The sequence below is a fragment of the Deltaproteobacteria bacterium genome (assembly GCA_026388415.1).
Taxonomy (GTDB): Bacteria; Desulfobacterota; Syntrophia; order Syntrophales; family JACQWR01; genus JAPLJV01.
This window is the reverse complement of sequence record JAPLJV010000052.1, coordinates 1-17355: the sequence shown is the minus strand read 5'-3', so window position 1 is coordinate 17355 and position 17355 is coordinate 1. Positions and strand designations below refer to the sequence as shown.

The 17355-nt window shown below is 48.9% G+C and carries 14 protein-coding genes; 5 read left to right on the top strand and 9 right to left on the bottom strand.

Annotated elements, in window-relative coordinates; all coding sequences use genetic code 11:
• The 3 genes from NT140_10980 to cimA form a co-directional block, all read right to left on the bottom strand.
• Window positions 1-1616 (bottom strand): Rne/Rng family ribonuclease (locus NT140_10980; GenBank protein MCX5832387.1); only part of this gene is annotated, 1616 nt, incomplete at its 3' end.
• Between the two features lie 54 nt (window positions 1617-1670).
• Entirely contained in the window at window positions 1671-2288 is a 618-nt protein-coding gene (locus tag NT140_10975; GenBank protein MCX5832386.1) for an L-threonylcarbamoyladenylate synthase, read from the bottom strand.
• A gap of 73 nt (window positions 2289-2361) precedes the next feature.
• Window positions 2362-3972, bottom strand: a complete 1611-nt coding sequence (gene cimA, locus NT140_10970) for a citramalate synthase (protein MCX5832385.1) — start codon at window positions 3970-3972, stop codon at window positions 2362-2364.
• 301 nt (window positions 3973-4273) lie between these two features.
• Between cimA and NT140_10965 the strand changes: the two genes are divergently transcribed.
• On the top strand, window positions 4274-4417 hold the full coding sequence (locus tag NT140_10965; protein ID MCX5832384.1) for a hypothetical protein: 144 nt from the start codon (window positions 4274-4276) through the stop codon (window positions 4415-4417).
• 402 nt (window positions 4418-4819) lie between these two features.
• Entirely contained in the window at window positions 4820-6370 is a 1551-nt protein-coding gene (locus tag NT140_10960) for an AMP-binding protein (protein MCX5832383.1), read from the top strand.
• Window positions 6371-6443: 73 nt separating this feature from the next.
• Here NT140_10960 and NT140_10955 read toward each other — a convergent pair whose 3' ends face one another.
• The 6 genes from NT140_10955 to NT140_10930 all read right to left on the bottom strand — a co-directional run bounded on the left by NT140_10955 (window position 6444) and on the right by NT140_10930 (window position 14101).
• Window positions 6444-8168, bottom strand: coding sequence for a hydantoinase B/oxoprolinase family protein (locus NT140_10955; protein MCX5832382.1), 1725 nt, complete (start codon window positions 8166-8168; stop codon window positions 6444-6446).
• Between the two features lie 35 nt (window positions 8169-8203).
• Entirely contained in the window at window positions 8204-10261 is a 2058-nt protein-coding gene (locus tag NT140_10950; GenBank protein ID MCX5832381.1) for a hydantoinase/oxoprolinase family protein, read from the bottom strand.
• A gap of 30 nt (window positions 10262-10291) precedes the next feature.
• Complete coding sequence (locus NT140_10945) at window positions 10292-11677, bottom strand: TRAP transporter large permease (GenBank protein ID MCX5832380.1); 1386 nt, start codon at window positions 11675-11677, stop codon at window positions 10292-10294.
• Window positions 11678-11883: 206 nt separating this feature from the next.
• Window positions 11884-12405, bottom strand: coding sequence for a TRAP transporter small permease (locus NT140_10940; protein ID MCX5832379.1), 522 nt, complete (start codon window positions 12403-12405; stop codon window positions 11884-11886).
• A gap of 10 nt (window positions 12406-12415) precedes the next feature.
• Window positions 12416-13399 (bottom strand): TRAP transporter substrate-binding protein DctP, encoded by a 984-nt coding sequence (gene dctP, locus NT140_10935; protein MCX5832378.1) that lies wholly within the window; start codon window positions 13397-13399, stop codon window positions 12416-12418.
• A 33-nt stretch (window positions 13400-13432) separates the two neighbouring features.
• The gene (locus tag NT140_10930) at window positions 13433-14101 is read right to left on the bottom strand and encodes a hypothetical protein (protein ID MCX5832377.1); all 669 of its coding nucleotides are present in this window, start codon (window positions 14099-14101) and stop codon (window positions 13433-13435) included.
• Between the two features lie 194 nt (window positions 14102-14295).
• On the opposite strand from NT140_10930, the gene NT140_10925 reads away from it, so the two are divergent.
• From NT140_10925 to NT140_10915, 3 genes are all read left to right on the top strand, one after another.
• Entirely contained in the window at window positions 14296-15132 is an 837-nt protein-coding gene (locus NT140_10925) for a dihydroorotate dehydrogenase electron transfer subunit (protein ID MCX5832376.1), read from the top strand.
• Window positions 15125-16087 (top strand): dihydroorotate dehydrogenase, encoded by a 963-nt coding sequence (locus NT140_10920; protein MCX5832375.1) that lies wholly within the window; start codon window positions 15125-15127, stop codon window positions 16085-16087. The genes NT140_10925 and NT140_10920 overlap by 8 nt, the downstream gene beginning before the upstream one ends.
• Before the next feature lie 363 nt (window positions 16088-16450).
• Window positions 16451-17155 (top strand): phenylalanine--tRNA ligase beta subunit-related protein, encoded by a 705-nt coding sequence (locus NT140_10915; protein ID MCX5832374.1) that lies wholly within the window; start codon window positions 16451-16453, stop codon window positions 17153-17155.
• The last annotated feature ends 200 nt before the right edge of the window (window positions 17156-17355 follow it).

Sequence of the window (17355 nt, the reverse complement as noted above, 5' to 3'; positions counted from 1 at the left end):
GCGACAATTGTTGATTTTTCCGGATATTCTACTAATTCCGAGTTTATTTCCTCCTCGTCACTTTCCTCCGCTTCGAGTTCTTGCCCTTCCTCCTGTCCGGTCAGACTTTTCAATCTGGCTTCCTGTGCCCCCAAGATAGGTTTTCTCGTAGTCGCTTCGATAGTTACGGCATCCCAGGCCATGTCGGTCACGGTCACAACATGGATGTCCATCTCGTAGTCAGTTTCCAGCTTACAGATTTCGCTACGCTTCTGGTTGAGCAGATAATGGGCCACTTCGTGAGGAAGCGAAACCGTGAGGCTGGAAGAGGCGCCTTTTACCGCCTGGGATTCCATTTTCCGGAAGGCGCTGAGCGCCGCATATTCAAGGGATGGCCGGATACCGCTGCCATGGCAGAAAGGACAGGGCATGTAGCTGATTTCCTGGATGGTGGAGTGCTTTTTCTGGCGCGAAAGCTCCATGATGCCGAACTTGGAAATTTTCGCCAATTGGATCCGGGCCCGATCGAGGCTCAAGGCCTTCTTGAAGGTTCTTTCTACCTCCGCATTGTTTTTCCGGTCCATCATGTCAATAAAATCTATCACGATCAGACCGCCGAGATCGCGCAGGCGGAGCTGTCTGGCTACTTCCTCGGCGGCCTCGATATTGGTCCGGAAAGCCGTCTCTTCCACATTCCTTTTGTTGGAGGCCCGCCCGGAGTTGACATCAATGGTAATCATGGCCTCCGTGGGTTTGATGATGACATAGCCGCCGGACTTCAGATTGACCCGATCCTGGTAGATGCCGCGGATCTGATCTTCCAACTGGAATTTGTCGAAGATGGAAGTTTTTTCCTTGTAAAGCTGGATCATCTTTAAATTCCGGGGAGCGATAGCCTTGCAGTAGGCGCGCATTTTTTTGAATGTCTCCGGGTCGTCCACCCATATTTCCGTAATCTCCGGGATAAAATAATCCCGCAGGGTCCGGACGCCGAAATCGCTTTCCTGATAGATCAGTGCCGGGGCCGAGATGGATTTTGTTTTTTTCTGGATTTCCTGCCAGAGCCTTAAAAGGTGCTGGTAGTCGCGGGAGAGTTCCTGTTTCGTGCGGCTCATGCCGGCGGTACGGACGATAAAGCCGAGCCCCTCATCTTTTTGTATCTGTCCCACGATCGCCTTCAAACGCTTCCTGTCATCTTCATCTTCTATCTTGCGCGAAACGCCGCTGCTCTCTTTGTTCGGCAGCAGGACGAGGTAGCGGCCCGGCAGTGAGATATAACCGGTCAGCAGGGCGCCCTTCTGGCCGCTTACCTCCCGGAGTACCTGGACCAGTACCTCCTGCCCGACTTTCAGCGTATGTCTTCCCGCTTCGTGATTGCCTTCTCTGCTACTTGCTTCCGTGAAATTATCCGGGCTCACGTCGCGCAAGGGCAGAAAGCCATCCTTCTTGCCGCCGTAGTTTACAAAGGCGGCCTGCAGGCCCCGTTCCACCTTTTGAACTACACCCAGGTAAATATTACCCGTGATGGGCTGCTTAAAAGACATCTGGATGTCGAATTCAATGAGTTTGCCGTCTTCCAGAATGGCCATCCGCTTCTGTTCCGGGTGGACGGCATTGATGAGCATCTCCTGTTTCATAATTCCCTCATAAAGGTTGGTGGCAGGCCGCGAGTGGGCAACAACGGCCAGCGGTTATTTTAATCGTAAAAAAGCCGTTACATCGCCTTTGCCGGTTCTGATAACTTCTATCCTGTCTTCTATGAGACTGATGACGGAGGAAGGTTCCGGCGCCAGTATGCCGCCGTCAATAACCAGGTCCACATGATGCCGGAACTTTTCTTCAATTATCCGGGGATCGCTGATAAATTCATCCCTTTCGTTTTTAACGCTGCTGTTGATGATGGGCTCGCCCAGTTCCCTGACCAAGGCCAAGCAGATGGCGTTATCCGGGACCCTGATGCCGGTCGTCTTTCTCTTGGGCAGGATGATTTTTGGTACCAGGCGCGAGGCCTCAAGAATAAAAGTGTAAGGACCGGGCAGGAAGTGCTTCATGGTCTTGTAGGAGGGATCAGATACCCGTGCATAACTGCTGATGTCTTTGAGATCGGCACAGATGAAACTTAAAGGCTGTTTTTTGTTCTGTCGCTTGATTGCGTAGATCCTTTCTATCCCTCTCTTGTTGGACAGCGCACACCCGAGACCGTAGACCGTGTCGGTAGGATAGATAACGAGCCCGCCCTGCTGGAGAATCTCCACCGCCTTTTTAATCAGCCGCATCTGGGGATTTTGGCTGTTTATGGAAATTAACATACTGTTATCTTTGCTAACCCGTCATAAATTCTTAGCTCCTCTTTACCAGAAACAAAAAGGCTTGGCAATGAACTTATTCTTTCCTGGTCCCGTTGGTCGGATTATGCTTGTTCAGTTTGTCCTTGCTTAATTTATACTGGATGCTGTCCACGAGTGCATACCAACCGGCATCAATGATATTGGCGGAGACGCCGATCGTGCTCCAGAGATCATTGTCATCACGGGAATCCAGTAAAACCCTCACCTTGGCCCCGGTACCTTCGCTACTCTCGATGATCCGGACCTTGAAATCCACCAGGTGCATCTCGGCAATCTGGGGATAAAATTTTGTCAGGGCCTTCCTTAAGGCATGATCAAGGGCATTGATGGGGCCGTTGCCTTCCGCCGCCGTCAGCTCTTCTTCATCGCCGACGGTTATCTTGACCGTTGCGTGGCACTGGGAGGGCGTCGCGTCCGTCTTGGAGTTGATGACCTGAAAACTTTCCAGGGCAAAAGGCGCCTTGAATTCACCGGTTGTTTTCTTGATCAGCAGCGACAATGAGCCTTCGGCTGCATCAAACTGATAGCCCTCATCTTCCATTTTTTTGATTTCCGTCACGATCTTCCGGCTCGTAAGCTCGTCGGTTCCCAGGTCAATCCCCATTTCCCGGGCCTTGTACTCGATATTGCTTTTCCCGGCCAGATCCGAAACCAGGACGCGCTGCCGGTTCCCCACCAATTCCGGTTTGATGTGTTCGTAGGCACTGGCGTTTTTGGCAATGGCGCTCACATGGATCCCCCCCTTATGGGCGAAGGCGCTGCGCCCGACGTAGGGGCTATACGGAACGGGAGGAATGTTGGCCACATCGCTTACATAATGGGCCAGCTTGGACAATTGGCTGAGCTGGGCCTCAGTCAGGCAATTCTTACCCATTTTGAGCTGCAAGTTGGAGATGATGGTAATCAGGTTGGCGTTGCCGCACCGCTCGCCAAAGCCGTTAACCGTCCCTTGCACCATCCTCACTCCGCACAGAACTGCCGCCAGGGAATTGGCCACCGCCAGTCCGCAATCATTATGGGCATGGATGCCCAGGCGCTGCGGCGGAATGAGTTCACTGACAGCGGCGATTATTTCAGTGATTTCCTGAGGCATGGTACCGCCATTGGTATCACACAGAACGATCATGTCTGCGCCGGCGACAGCGGCTGTCTCTATAACCTCCAAGGCGTAATGGGGATTGTTCTTGTAGCCGTCAAAGAAATGCTCGGCATCGAAAATCGTTTCTTTTCCCATGGCCTTAAGAAAAATTATGGAATCACGAATCATGGCCATGTTTTCGAGGAGGGTTGTTTGCAGGATCTCATTTACATGCAGATCCCATGACTTGCCGAAAATCGTCACCGTCGGTGTTGCTGCGGCTATAAGCGCCTGCAGGTTGGGACAATCTTCCGGTTTTATATCGGGCTTGCGCGTGCTGCCGAAGGCGGTAAGACGGGCCTGCTTGAGATCAGCCTCTTTCGCCAGTTCAAAGAAACGCATGTCCTTCGGATTAGAGCCGGGCCAGCCCCCTTCTATATAGTGGAAACCATTATCATCCAGACGCCGCGCAATGCGTAATTTATCCTCAGCCGTGAAATTGATCTGTTCCCCTTGTGTGCCGTCCCTTAATGTTGTGTCGTAGAGCAATACATCCGCTGCCGCCATCGCCTCTTTCCCCCTGTAAAAAAAATCCGTTATCAGCCCCAGGCTTGTTAACGGATTGTCTGAGCACATCTATAACCTCTTGGTGTCTTTGTCAATGTGAAATGTTGCCTGCCCGATTTATTTTCATTTAGATTACGTGCACCTTTCTCCAATCATGAATATTTTCGATAATCAAAATTCTAAAAAAATTTGATAAAGGCTTTTTATTTTACTCGTAACTCCTCTTTCAAGGAAGGAACAAATAACATAGTGAAACGCGAGAAAACCAGGTTGGGCGAAATGGAAATGCAGCCTCTCGACTATGCCCAACTACTTAAAAAAAATCATCTTCTCCGGTGAAATTGCCGCCGCTTTGGATATAAGTGCGGAACAGGAATGGAAGCTGCTCAATCGGATGGCGACGTCAGGAGTGATTATCCATCATGAACAAGTAGGTTACAAGTAGCTATTTTTTTGATCAAGGTATATTGCCGAGTACCAGATGAAATGTGGCATTTTGGGGGGATGATCGGGGGCAAGCATAACTTCCTCTTCAAGGAAGTAAAACGTCACCCTTGAAGAAAATGCTTGATTTCAACCCGTAACGAATGATGTTACTTTCTCAGCGAAGCTAATTTGAGGCATGCAGAAAGATCTGTATAGACAGTGCTCAAACAAGCCTTCTTGAAGGGTGACTCAGCCAGAAGATGGAATGATTTCTCAAAAAAGCGCCCGCTACCAAGTTTCCCTTTCCTACCGTATAGACGGTACTTTTTAAGATAATACACCCCTTGACAGGCAAAAACAAATCGCCTATACCTCTCTCGCTAGAAGCGATGTTATTACCGAGATGCAGTACGAGGGAAAAATGATCAAGTCAATGAACATAGCCTGGTGGGTGTTGCGCTGGAGTGAACTGCAGCCTCATAAACCTGCTATCATCTTCAAAGGACAGGAGATCAGCTATCTGGAGCTTCACCGGAGGGCAAACCGTGCGAGTTGCTGGCTCCAGTCCCTGGGGATCGAGAAGGGAGACCGGGTAGGGGTGTTGCTCGAAAACTGTCCGGAGTTTATTGATCTTTACATTGCCTGTGCCCGCCTGGGGGCGATCTTCGTGCCCATCAATTTCCGTCTCGCAAGGCCCGATTTGGGCTTTATCTTGGGGAATTCCCGGCCCCGGCTCTTCGTCTTCGGAGAACGTTACGGAGAACTGGTTACCGGACTCAACCTGAACACCTGCACACCTCCCATGTTGCTCGGAAGCGTTGGTCACAAGATCGCATCCCCTGAAATCATGGACTACAACGTTGAGACAAAGGCCTTTGACGGACAGGAGCCGTTTCTAACGGAGTCTCTGGGCCCCACCGACCCCGAAGAGCCCCATGTCATCATGTACACTTCCGGCACCACCGGCCAGCCAAAGGGGGCCGTCCTTTCCCATCGTAAGACCTTCTTCAATTGTCTCAACGCGGATATTTTCTTCAATCTCCACTTTGACGATATCATGCTCATTGTCCTTCCCCTTTACCACTCCGGAGGGCTCTTTATCCAGGCTTCGCCAATCCTGTACAAGGGCGCAACCATGATCATTCATCCCAAGTTCGATCCCGACATGACCTATAAGGACATAGAGCGGTTCAGGGTAACCAAACTACTCGGTGTTCCCACGGTTTATAGAGCGCTCCTTGGGGTTGAGCAGGAGCGAAGGGGAAGCCTTTCTTCTCTATTGGTTTGTGCCATAGGCGGGGAAAAGACCACACCCGAGCTGCTGGCCCGATGCATGCAGGCCGGGTTTCCTCTTTGCCAGATCATGGGCCAGACAGAGACCTCTATCCTCCTTTGGGCCTCCGCGGAAGAGTCATTGCGAAAACCTGGTACCGTCGGCCGACCCGTTTTCCACGCGGAGGTTAATCTGGTGGACCGACAAGACCGGCCCGTAAATTCCGGTGAAGTGGGTGAGATCGTCGTGCGGGGCTCCATTATGATGAAGGAATACTGGCAGGACCCTGTTCGCTCCGAAGAGACAATCAAAAACGGCTGGCTCTACACGGGGGACTTGGCCCGCAAAGATGAAGATGGGTATTTCTACCTGGTGGACCGGGCCAAGGACATGTATATCTCGGGGGGTGAAAATGTCTATCCGGCGGAAGTGGAGAAGGCCCTGCGGGAGCACCCGTGTGTTGAGGATATCGCTATCGTGGGCGTTGCAGACGAGATATGGGGTGAAGTGGGGCACGCTTTTGTCATTACCAAGATTGGGGCAAATGTTCTGGCAGAAGACGTGATCTCCTTCTGCGGGGGGCGGTTAGCCCGCTTCAAATGGCCGAGGCACGTGACTTTTTGCAGGGATTTTCCCCGCACAAGCCTTGGAAAAGTACGAAAGGCCTTGCTTGTCAACGGGGAACCTGTGTCGAAGTGACACAAGAGACCTTCCAATGCTTTGGATTGTGGCCCGGCGAATCCTTTGATTCCCTTCCTCCATCTAAAGTTTATTAACCTGCTTTTGCCTTCGTACGAAGATATTGCGTTTTCTCTTCATTAATAGTCAGATCATCATTAAAGATGACAAGATAGTCATCTTTGGCAGATTCGAGACTTACTTTAGCATTTACGACATCCCAACGTATCTTTTCCGGATCTCGCTTTATAGGATCTCCATAACCACCACTACCCGGCAGGCGGATGCTCAGAACATCACCGGCTTTCAGTTTGGTGACACCTTTCGACTTTTGCTTTTGCTCCCCTGCTGTACCCGGATTAAGAACAAGCTCACCCTTCGTTCCTTCCTTACCCCCGAAGAGCCCCTGCGGTTTGAACTTCTGCCGATCGGAATAACGGGCCCAGGTAACGTCCGTCAGGAAACGGGTATCTCTCCGCAACGAAAGCCCGCCACGATGCTCTCCCGCCCCCCCTGAATCAGGAATGAATTCATATCTTTCAATCATTACCGGATTCTCTATCTCGGCAGCTTCCACAGGAGTATTGAGGAAACGACCCAAGTGAAGATCCTGACCATCAGGTCCATCCTTGTCGTGCCTCGCTCCTGCCCCACCCCCTTGAATTTCGATATAGGTGAAGCGCTTGCCGGTCTCAGGATAAACACCACTAAAAGAGCATGTGCATGCCTGGCCATGACTGCCGGAAACCACACGGCTAGGAACCACCGTGCTCATCGCCTTCAGCATGGCCTCGGTAATCTTCGTCATCACCTGACTCCTGGCAGTAACCCCTGCGGGAGGACTGGGATTAGTGATCAGCCCGACATCACTCGCTACGTGGATAGGACGGAAAGTACCCGAATTGACCACCATGTACGGGTCTACAATCCCGACAATGGTATAGAAGACCCCGCCCTGGGTACAGGACCAGGGGCAGTTAATGTTCCCTTGGGCCTGTGAACTGGTTCCCTGGAAGTCTACGAACATCTCGTCGCCTTTGATATGGACGTTAATCTGAACTTTAAAAGGCTCATCGGAAATACCGTCATCGTCCACATAATCACTGCCCGTATAGTCTCCATCCGGCATCGCGGTAAATGCCTTACGAACCAGGCCTTCTCCATAGTCAAGAAGCATTTCTGTACACTTCAGGAATGTTTCGACTCCGTACTTGGCAACCAAGCCCTTCACCCGTTGGACCCCTCCCACAGTTGTTGCCGCCTGGGCTCTGAAATCCTCCAGGGTCTTTTCAGGGACACGGATGTTCTTGGAGATGATATTAAAAATTTGCCGATCCTCAACCCCTCCGCGGTATAGCTTAACAAAGGGGAGCCTTAATCCTTCCTGATATATCTCGGTAAGACCGCCAGCAACCCCACCGGGGACGGATCCTCCCATATCAAGCTGGTGGGCAATGTTCGCCACGAAAGCGATAACTTTCCCATCGAACAGGACCGGTGAAAAAAATTGCATATCCAGCAGATGCTGGCCACCTAAATAAGGATCGTTACAGATGATGACATCCCCTTCTTCGAACGTATCTATATGCTTTAACATGTTGGTTGCCGTTGTTGGCAGGCTGAACATCATCAAGGGGCAGAGATGGGCCTGGGCCAATATACCGCCGGAAGCATCCAAAACCGCACAGTTAATATCCATTATTTCCTTGACGATCGTTGTCCTTCCCATGCGCATGAGGTTATACCCCATATCGTCGGCAATGGCGTCTAATCCATAACGGATTACCTGCATCGTTACCGCATCTGCTTTGTATTGCATATTTTCCTTCCGCAATGGTGGACTGAAGCTCCCATTCAATTGATTTGCGTGATCACAATATTTTTAAATTCATCTATGACACCAACCCATCCTGATGGAAGCAGAGTGGTAGAAATCATCTCCTCGATGAGCGCAGGGCCAACCACTTCGTTGCCACCGTGCAGACGATCGCGCTCATAGACAGGAATTTCAACGAAACCGGTATCTTTGAAATAGACGGGCCGCTTTGTCTTCAGAGCTTCCGAAAGGGGAACAGGGGCCATTATTTCTCTAGGGAGGGTCAGGCTTGGATTCCTTCCGATTGTTTTCACTCGCAGGTTGATAAATTCCAAGGGTTCTTTCGGTTCGCTATAGGAGTATACCTTCTGATGGAGAGCGTGGAAGGATGAGAGAATGTTTTGCAATTCCCTCTCACCGAAAGTAGCACTTCGCTCAATGGGAGTATTCAGCTCCCAAGACTGTCCTTCATATCTGAGATCGGCAGACCATTCAATGTGAATATCCTCATCTCGTACGTTTCCTTCTTTCAGTTGCCGAATCCCGTCTCGTTCCAAATTGTTATAAGCCTTCAGGAGCTCATTTACGCTGATATCTTTTTGCTTTTTCGCCAAGGTGCGCACATAATCGTGCTGAATGTCGGCCACCGCAAGGCCAACCGCAGAGAAATTGCCGCACATCGGCGGGACGTAAACTTTACTGATCCCAAGCTCCGCTGCAAGGTCAACTGCATGATTCGCGGCAGCGCCTCCGAAAGGTACCAGGATAAATTCCCTTAAGTCGTAGCCTCTTTGGACGGAAACCCCGCTAATTCCCTTTGCCATGTTGGCATTCACAATGCGGATAATGCTTACGGCAGCTTCTTCAACGGAGTAGGCCATTTTGTCAGCCACCCCTTCCTTGATTGCTTTTATTGCACGCTCCGGGAAAAGCGGGATCCTGCCGCCGAGAAAATAATCGGGATTGAGACGACCCAAGACAAGATTGGCATCCGTAACAGTCGGTAGCTCTCCCCCCCATCCATAGCAGGCTGGACCAGGTTCTGATCCGGCACTTTGAGGGCCCACATTCAAAACACCGCCGTTATCAATCCAGGCGATGCTGCCGCCACCGGCGCCAATTGTTTTCATGTCCACCATGGGAAGTTTGATGGGGTATTCCCCTACCCCGCCCCAGGTGGTTGTCTTGGGCATCCCCTTGTCTATGATTGAAATATCAAAGGTTGTTCCTCCCATATCAGCACCGATAGCCATTTCACATCCGGTCAATTTGCTAATGTAGGCAGTAGCCATTGCTCCGCCTGCAGGACCGGAATTTATCAAATGAGCCGAATGATCTCCCGCTGCTTCGGCGGCCATCGAGCCACCGTTACTCTGCATGATGTGAAGACGAATATTCCCGTACTTCTGTTTCAGCCGGTTCATAAGATTATCCATATACCTTTTGATAACCGGCCCGAGGTATCCGTTCATTACGGTGGTACAAGTCCGTTCATATTCTCGAAACTCGGGACATATCTCCGAGGAAAGGGAAACTAATGCCTCCGGAAAAGCATCCCGGCATATCTCTGCTACTCGCTTTTCATGACGGGGATTGAGGAAGGAAAAGAGGAGAGAAATAGCGATCGCCTCAACTCTCTCTTTCTTAAAGAAATCTATTACGTTATGGACAGAATGTTCATCGAGGGGAGTATACACTTCTCCCTTGCTATTCATCCGCTCAATAACGCCTTTCCTCAAGTAACGGGGAACGAGGGGCGGCGGATTATCCACTTCAAAATCGAAGGCTGCTTCCTTCGGGCGGGCTACCCGCCGGATCTCAAGAACATCTTCAAAACCCCCGGTGGTAATCAGACCAACCTTCGCACCTTTACCCTCTATAATCGCATTGGTGCCAATAGTGGTGCCATGAATGAGATAATCCAAATCCCGAATGGATTTGCCGGAAATTTCAAGAATCTCCTCCAGCCCATTGAGGACACCCTCGGCTAAATCGTAATGCGTAGTAGGGGTTTTGGCATATTGAAAAATCCCCTCCTTCTCATCAATCAAAATAACATCGGTAAATGTGCCGCCTACATCTATTGATATCCTCATTCCATATCCTTAACTATGCCTATCTCCTTACTAATGTTTAAACAGATGCGGTATAAAAAGCGCTATGCTCGGGAATATCATTACCAGAATAAGTGCAAGGGTGTCGAGAATACAAAAAGGTATGCTTGCCTTGAATACATCGCCCATAGTGTGGTGGGGTGCCACCCCTTTCATGGTAAACAAAACCAGGCCATAAGGAGGTGAGATCGTCGCCAGTTCCATGTTGATGAGGAATATTGCGCAAAACCAGTACGGATCAAATCCAAGGGTCTTGATGATCGGCATATATATGGGAATAGTAATCATCATGATAGCCAGTGATTCGAGGTAAGTGCCAAGGACAATGAGAATAATCTGCATTATGATCAATATTCCCATGGGAGACAGTTCGATATGCTTCACAATTTCTACGAGATTCTGCGTTGCCCCGGTATAAGCAAGAATTTCAGAAAAGCCAGTTGCACCCGACAATATGATAAATAGCATCACAACCACTTTCAGGCTTTGGACAAGGGCTTTTTTGAGGAGGTCGAACCTGAAACCCTTATAGATAAAGGCCAGAATGAAGCAGATGAGCGCACCCACAGCTGCCGCCTCGGTAGGGGCTGCAACGCCGGCCACGATGATGCCGACAACAGAGAACAAAATCATTCCTAATGGCAGGACGTATTTTGCCGTAAGGATTATCTTCTCTTTCAATGGCACCCTTTTTAGATCATAGGGCGGGGCGAGATGGGGCTGCAGCCGAGCTCTCACAATAATATAGAGAGCATAAATAGTTGCCATCAGGATACCCGGACCGATTATGGTGAGTATAAAATCTCCAACCGAAATGCTTGCGAGTGTCGCTGTTACTATGCCGAGAGCGCTAAGAGGCATCATACCTGCAAGACAACCGCTCCCCATAATCGGCCCCATGGTCATTTCAGGCTTGTATCCCTTTTTTTCCATTTCTGGAAGTAGGGTCTTCCCAAGCATTGCCGTGCTAGCCATTGAAGAACCCGATAGTGTTGAAAAAAGAACTCCGCCCGCTACTGCCATAAGGCTTAACCTGCCCGGTATTCTTCCGATCCATTTATCGAGCGTGTCCATCATATTGGGTGCAATCTCGTAGAGGAAGATGACCTCGCCCATCAAAATGAAGAGCGGCACCGGAACAAGTGAGAAAAGGCTGGTAGACCGGTAAAGATTCAAAATAGTCTGAGAAAATGCGGCATCTCCCCAGAAAATATATCCAAAAACTAAATTTACACCGATGAAAGAAAAGGCAACAGGAACGCCTATCAAAAATAAAACTGAAAGTAGAGAGAAGATCAAGACAAGTGCAGTTATCCAGTCCATAAAAAATGAAACCTCCTCGTCATCCCGAATCCCGATAAACGGGATAAGTAAGTTTACAAAATTATTTCTTGTCACTCTTTTCAGTACCCCCTTGAGGGGTAGAAAAGCCCATGGAATAATTTCTAACTTATTAATTATGGCTAACTGCCATGTGATAATATTTCATCCGCAGAATACCCCATCCTGTTGACGGGAACAAATGCAAAGCAGAGGTAAGGGAGATGCTGCCCCCCTTACCTCTGCTTATACGCCCCACCCTGTGGGAGGAGTGCTAAACTCCATCATTTTATCGGGTCTACTATTTTTGGCCGATAGCCTATGTTGAAGATTTTAACCAGCACTTCCAGTAAAAGAATGAAACTGCCGACAGGAATTATTGCAATCGCAAGTGCAATAGGAGTTTCAAGGATAGTGGGGTTGTACGCACCCCGCATATAGTGGTCAAAAGTAGTGAGAGAACCATAGTAGACAAGGATACCACTGATAATGCCGACGATAATGTGATTTTGCAGGATCAGTATCTTTTTGGCGAGCGATTTAGAAACAAGATTATAGAGAACAATATCAACAACAACATGTCCATCATCCTTGTATAGCCAGGCAGCCCCGAGAAATGTCATATACAGAAGAAATATCTCGGTCACCTCCGTCAGCCCTGCAATGGGTGCACGAAAAGCAAATCTCATGAAGAGATCAAAGTTAATGAGCAAAATGGTGCCGACGTACATCAGGCAGGCTATAAACACAAAAAATTTATTTATCTTTGCGAGAATAGATTCAAGAAATTCAATTGAGACTTTCATGGAACCTCCTCTACTCCAGCCCCATAATCTTCTTTAATATCTTAACCTCTCCCGGCATCTTCTTATCCAGATCCTCAAGAAAAGCGTTATCTGCCGTTTCAATGTACTTCTTGGTATCCCCGGGAGAGAGCGAGATTCTTTTAACACCCTGCTTTTCCATCGCTGCCTTTTCAGTTGCAACGGCCTTTTCGAAGTATGCCTTCATCTCAGGTTCAAACTTGATCGTGATGTCCATGATCTTGGCCTGTACATTCTTGGGAAGCTTCTGCCATGCGTCGAGGTTCATGAGCATAAGGGTATTCTGACGGGCATAGAACGGGATATCAATGACATACTTGGTATCATCGAGCCAGCCCCAGTCCCTGGGACCGATTGTTGACCATCCAAAACCTTCAACAGCTCCGCGCTGCAATGCTGTATACGTCTCACCGAACTCGATGGTTACCGGGACCATCCCCAGCGTCTTCATCATCTTATCATACTTGGCGGCTGTCCTTAATTTTAAGCCTTTGAGATCATCCAGCTTGGCAATGGGTTTCTTGACATAAAGATAAAATGGATCATATAGCCAGGTACCCAGGGGAATCATATTGATCTTCTTGTGGTGTTCTACCATGTAATCCCAAATACCGCCCTTCTCTCTCTCTCTTTTGAAATCATAACGGGACAAACTAATGCTATCCCCTTCAGGCAGTAAACCAGTATAATAAGCGGTAGGGATAAAACCAACCTGAAATATACCCTTTCGTAATGCCTCCGGCTGGTTAAACGCCGCCATGATCTCAGGCCCGCCGACCCAGGTGATTTTTACTACTCCTTTGAGTTCATTATTGATTCTTTCGATCCAGGTAGGGATCATGGCGCACAATTTGTGCTCCTTCGGCAAAAAAGAGATTGCTTTAAGTTCAGTTTCCGCTTTCGCATCCAGATTGGGGAAGAAACTCACGCACGCAACAATAAAGACCATTAACGCAAACATTCCTGCTTTTTTCATCTTACCCCCCCTTTTTTGATTTCGACTTCACTCTTACCTGACCATGCCAGCTGATTTTCCAACCGTCTCAAATCTGCAAAAAGCATCTTTCTTTGATAAACACAGTGTTTCCACCACCTCTGCGGGCTGCTCAAAGACACCAAGGGCGATCCCCGCTACAACACCTCTAATAAAATGACAAACAGGTTTTTCCGAGCCCCCATAATAGGCTGCAAAAGCCGAATTGAGAACTCTTATCGAAATTTTTTCCGCCGGCACATTAAATTCTTCAAGGATGAACTTCCCCCAACCTATCTGCCCCCCCATGTCGCACATGTACTGGGCGGCCTCCTTCTTCGAGAGGCTAAACAACTGCATATATTTCACTGTAGACATTTTTCCACCAGTCAATCCACTGTTGAAAAAAATGTCAGCACTGGCGTCACCCAATTTCTCCTCGACGGACTTTTGCAGTGCACAGATGGTCTCAGGACGGATAAGCATGTAGCGTACACCATTAAACTGAATATTGCCCGTATCGCCGGAGCAGACAAATGAGTTTAATAAATTGCTATTGCTCATTAGAACCCAATCTACTTTTCTTATGTTGTTTGATAAGATATCGCCTTCGATGGGCGCAGTTAAACACACCCGGTTTTGTCTGTCAAGGTAAAACTGACCGGCACAAGAAGGCACTGTTGGCAAAAAAACCTCTTGACTCAAAAAGTCCTTCTCCCTATACTTCCGCAGAGATAAAGCACTGCCCCTTCAAACAAACAGTGGGCATTCGATCGCAGTCTATTATAGGAATGGGCGGGGGGCAGACCCGCTGTCGGATCCTCGAGTGGTAACGCGCAGGATGTAAGAAGAATGGAATGGCCTCAGGATTTGGGTGGCATCAAAGTCCCGGAAAGCATATGAACCGGATATTTGAAGTCCAAGCAGAAGTACTTGAGCAAGAAAAGGTTGGCCAAGACTGTTTCCGCTTGTCTTTTAGAGCTCCACAAATAGCTGGCTTGGGGAAGCCGGGGCAGTTTGTCAACATTGCCTGTAATCGGCAGTATGATGTTTTGCTGCGTCGTCCCCTGACCATTTACCGGGTTAATACGGTAAATGGGGTAGTGTCAGTAGTGTACAAGATAAGAGGCCAGGGCACACTGCTCCTGTCTCGGAAGCATCCCGGAGAAAACATAGATGTTCTTGGTCCTCTGGGCCAGGGATTTGAAATTGACTTCTCTGCTGCAAGGTCCATCCTGGTCTCCGGTGGAATCGGAGTCGCTTCCATGATGTTTTTGGCCGAAAAACTTGCAGCCCCGCCGAGGGATAAAGACCAACAACCACACGTTTATGCCCTGATTGGGGCCCATTCTCCTGAAAATCTAATCTGTGTTGATGACTTTGCAGGGTTGGGCAGCACCGTGCGCGTTAACACCTGGGTTACCCGGGTTATGCTGGGAAAGGTACTGTCACAGCTGCTGGAAGATTTCGAGACAAATGGAGTGGACACCGGGGCATGCGCACTTTATACCTGCGGTCCCAAGGGAATGTTGAAAATAATTGCTCAGTGGGCTAAGGTTCATAGGATGCTTTGTCAGGTTTCCCTGGAGGAACATATGGCCTGTGGTGTTGGGGCGTGCCAGTCTTGTGTCTGCAAAGTGCAAGCTCACCAACATAATTCCCTGGACTACACGTATGCCTTGGTTTGCCGGGAAGGCCCGGTATTCAAAGCAGAGGAGGTGATATGGGATGAGTGAACACATAAATCCACCCTCCCGCATATCAGCCAACTATGATCTGACGGTGGAACTTCCGGGGATGATAATGCAAAACCCGGTTATGACTGCTTCGGGAACTTTTGGCTATGGTGAGGAGTACTCCCACCTATATGATATCAATAGGTTGGGCGCCCTGGTCGTTAAGGCCACTACCATCAAGCCCCGCCAGGGGAATCCGTCACCACGGGTAGTGGAGGCGGCCGCGGGTATGTTGAGTAGTTGCGGACTGCAAAACGTGGGAGTGGATTCTTTTATTGCGGATAAGCTCCCCTTCCTGAAAAGGCTCAGCGTTCCGGTTATCGTCAATGTAGCCGCTGATACAATCGACGACTTTGTTGCTGTATCTGAAAAGCTATGCCGCGCGGGCGGAATAGCTGCCTTGGAACTGAACGTGTCCTGCCCTAACGTAAAGCAGGGTGGCATGAGCTTTGGTGTTGATCCTACAATGGTGTACAAGGTGGTCTATGAGGTAAAAAAAGTGAGCTCGGTACCGGTAATCTGTAAGCTGACCCCCAATGTCACTGATATTGTCTCCATAGCACTTGCCGCTGAAGAGGGCGGGGCGGATGCCGTATCGCTTATTAACGGCTTGCTGGGTATGGCTATTGATGTGGAAACAAGGAAGCCAAAACTGGGAAACGTGACTGGTGGTCTGACTGGACCGGCCATTAAGCCGGTAGCGGTGCGAATGGTCTGGCAGGTTGCCAGTACTGTCTCCATCCCCGTGATCGGCATAGGTGGTATAACCACGGCCGAAGATGCCATGGAGTTTATCATTGCCGGTGCAACAGCGGTCCAAGTGGGAACGGCAAACTTTTTCAGACCCTTGGCTGTGCTGGAAATAATTGAAGGAATGCGGAGCTACTTGCAGAAGCAAGGGATCGCTCATATCCGGGAGTTGCGCGGTAACCTTCAATTGCCAGCACTTCGTTAATAAAGCGGCAATAATTTGTTACGTTCTTTCAGGCAGAAGATAATTTTGTTAACGCACTTATCCCGTTTATGGGGATTTAATTTGAACCTTTGCCGGTACCTGTGATGAGCATTTATACAGGCAACGTCGATTCTGGCGGCCATATATCGAGCAGTTAGATTTATCGTTTTCTCGATTGCGGTAATTTACACAAAGGGTTTGCCGACTTTTAAAAGTAACACTTATAATTGGTAATTTTCACCGCAATTCAAAACCGAAAACCCTTGCTTGGTAGGTGCTGTAAGTAGCCGGAATTTTAATATTTACCACGTGAAAGGCGCAGTTTTAAAAGGTTGATTTTTCCGGCGGTTGGAGGTGAGCAGGATGAGACAGATTGTCATAGACCAGGAGATATTCGACCGGTTTCCTGATTTCAAGAGGGGATTGATCATAGTGAGCGACGTCAAGAATGCACTTTTTGATGACGTGATAAGCGCGACGCTCAATGGGGAGATACAGCAGAAAGTCGGATTGAATCTGCTGGACAATGAATTTGTGAAACCCTGGGACAGTGTCTATCTGAAACTCGGGTCGAATCCGAATAAGTTTCCACCATCGATAAAGTCGTTACTTAAGAGGGTTGCAAAGAGCGGTGGTTTTCCTTTTATCAACTCAATCGTCGCTCTTTTTAATTATGTGTCCATCAAATACCTGATCCCGTGCGGTGGGGATGACGTCCAAAAAATCGAGGGGAATCTGCGACTGGGACTGTCGAAGGGGAATGAAATGTTCATACCACTTGGAGGCGAAGCGAAGGAAACCCCGGATGCTGGAGAAGTAATCTATTTTGACGACAAGACCCTGAATGTAATGTGCAGGCGCTGGAACTGGCGAAACGGCGATTTCACTAAGATTCTGGACACCACAAAAAGGCTCGTCATCAACATTGATGGGATCTCGCCCGTGCCGCGGTCAGTAATAGAATCGGCAAGGGACGAGTTGGCTGCATTGCTCGTTGACCGGTGCAGCGCGAAGGTGTCCACCGATTTACTCGATGTGAACAGAAAGACCATAGAAATAGCAGTTTAGAGAGAAATGATAATGGCTGTGGTCTGCCTCGATTCCACCTTTACAGATAGGATGTGTTGTGATACTAAGTTGCATTCATACATAAACTAATATATAATATCCTCCATAAAAAACTATGGAGGGAGATATGCGACCACCGACATTATTAAGCGATGACCAGAAGGAGCGATTAAAGCATCTATTGTCAAAGACAGAGACGA

Bases quoted from the DNA above. Each gene is read 5' to 3' on its own strand.
- NT140_10975 (MCX5832386.1), bottom strand. From the start codon at position 2,288: ATGTTAATTTCCATAAACAGCCAAAATCCCCAGATGCGGCTGATTAAA.
- cimA (MCX5832385.1), bottom strand. From the start codon at position 3,972: ATGGCGGCAGCGGATGTATTGCTCTACGACACAACATTAAGGGACGGC.
- NT140_10965 (MCX5832384.1), top strand. From the start codon at position 4,274: ATGCCCAACTACTTAAAAAAAATCATCTTCTCCGGTGAAATTGCCGCC.
- NT140_10960 (MCX5832383.1), top strand. From the start codon at position 4,820: ATGATCAAGTCAATGAACATAGCCTGGTGGGTGTTGCGCTGGAGTGAA.
- NT140_10955 (MCX5832382.1), bottom strand. From the start codon at position 8,168: ATGCAATACAAAGCAGATGCGGTAACGATGCAGGTAATCCGTTATGGA.
- NT140_10950 (MCX5832381.1), bottom strand. From the start codon at position 10,261: ATGAGGATATCAATAGATGTAGGCGGCACATTTACCGATGTTATTTTG.
- NT140_10940 (MCX5832379.1), bottom strand. From the start codon at position 12,405: ATGAAAGTCTCAATTGAATTTCTTGAATCTATTCTCGCAAAGATAAAT.
- dctP (MCX5832378.1), bottom strand. From the start codon at position 13,399: ATGAAAAAAGCAGGAATGTTTGCGTTAATGGTCTTTATTGTTGCGTGC.
- NT140_10925 (MCX5832376.1), top strand. From the start codon at position 14,296: ATGAACCGGATATTTGAAGTCCAAGCAGAAGTACTTGAGCAAGAAAAG.
- NT140_10920 (MCX5832375.1), top strand. From the start codon at position 15,125: ATGAGTGAACACATAAATCCACCCTCCCGCATATCAGCCAACTATGAT.
- NT140_10915 (MCX5832374.1), top strand. From the start codon at position 16,451: ATGAGACAGATTGTCATAGACCAGGAGATATTCGACCGGTTTCCTGAT.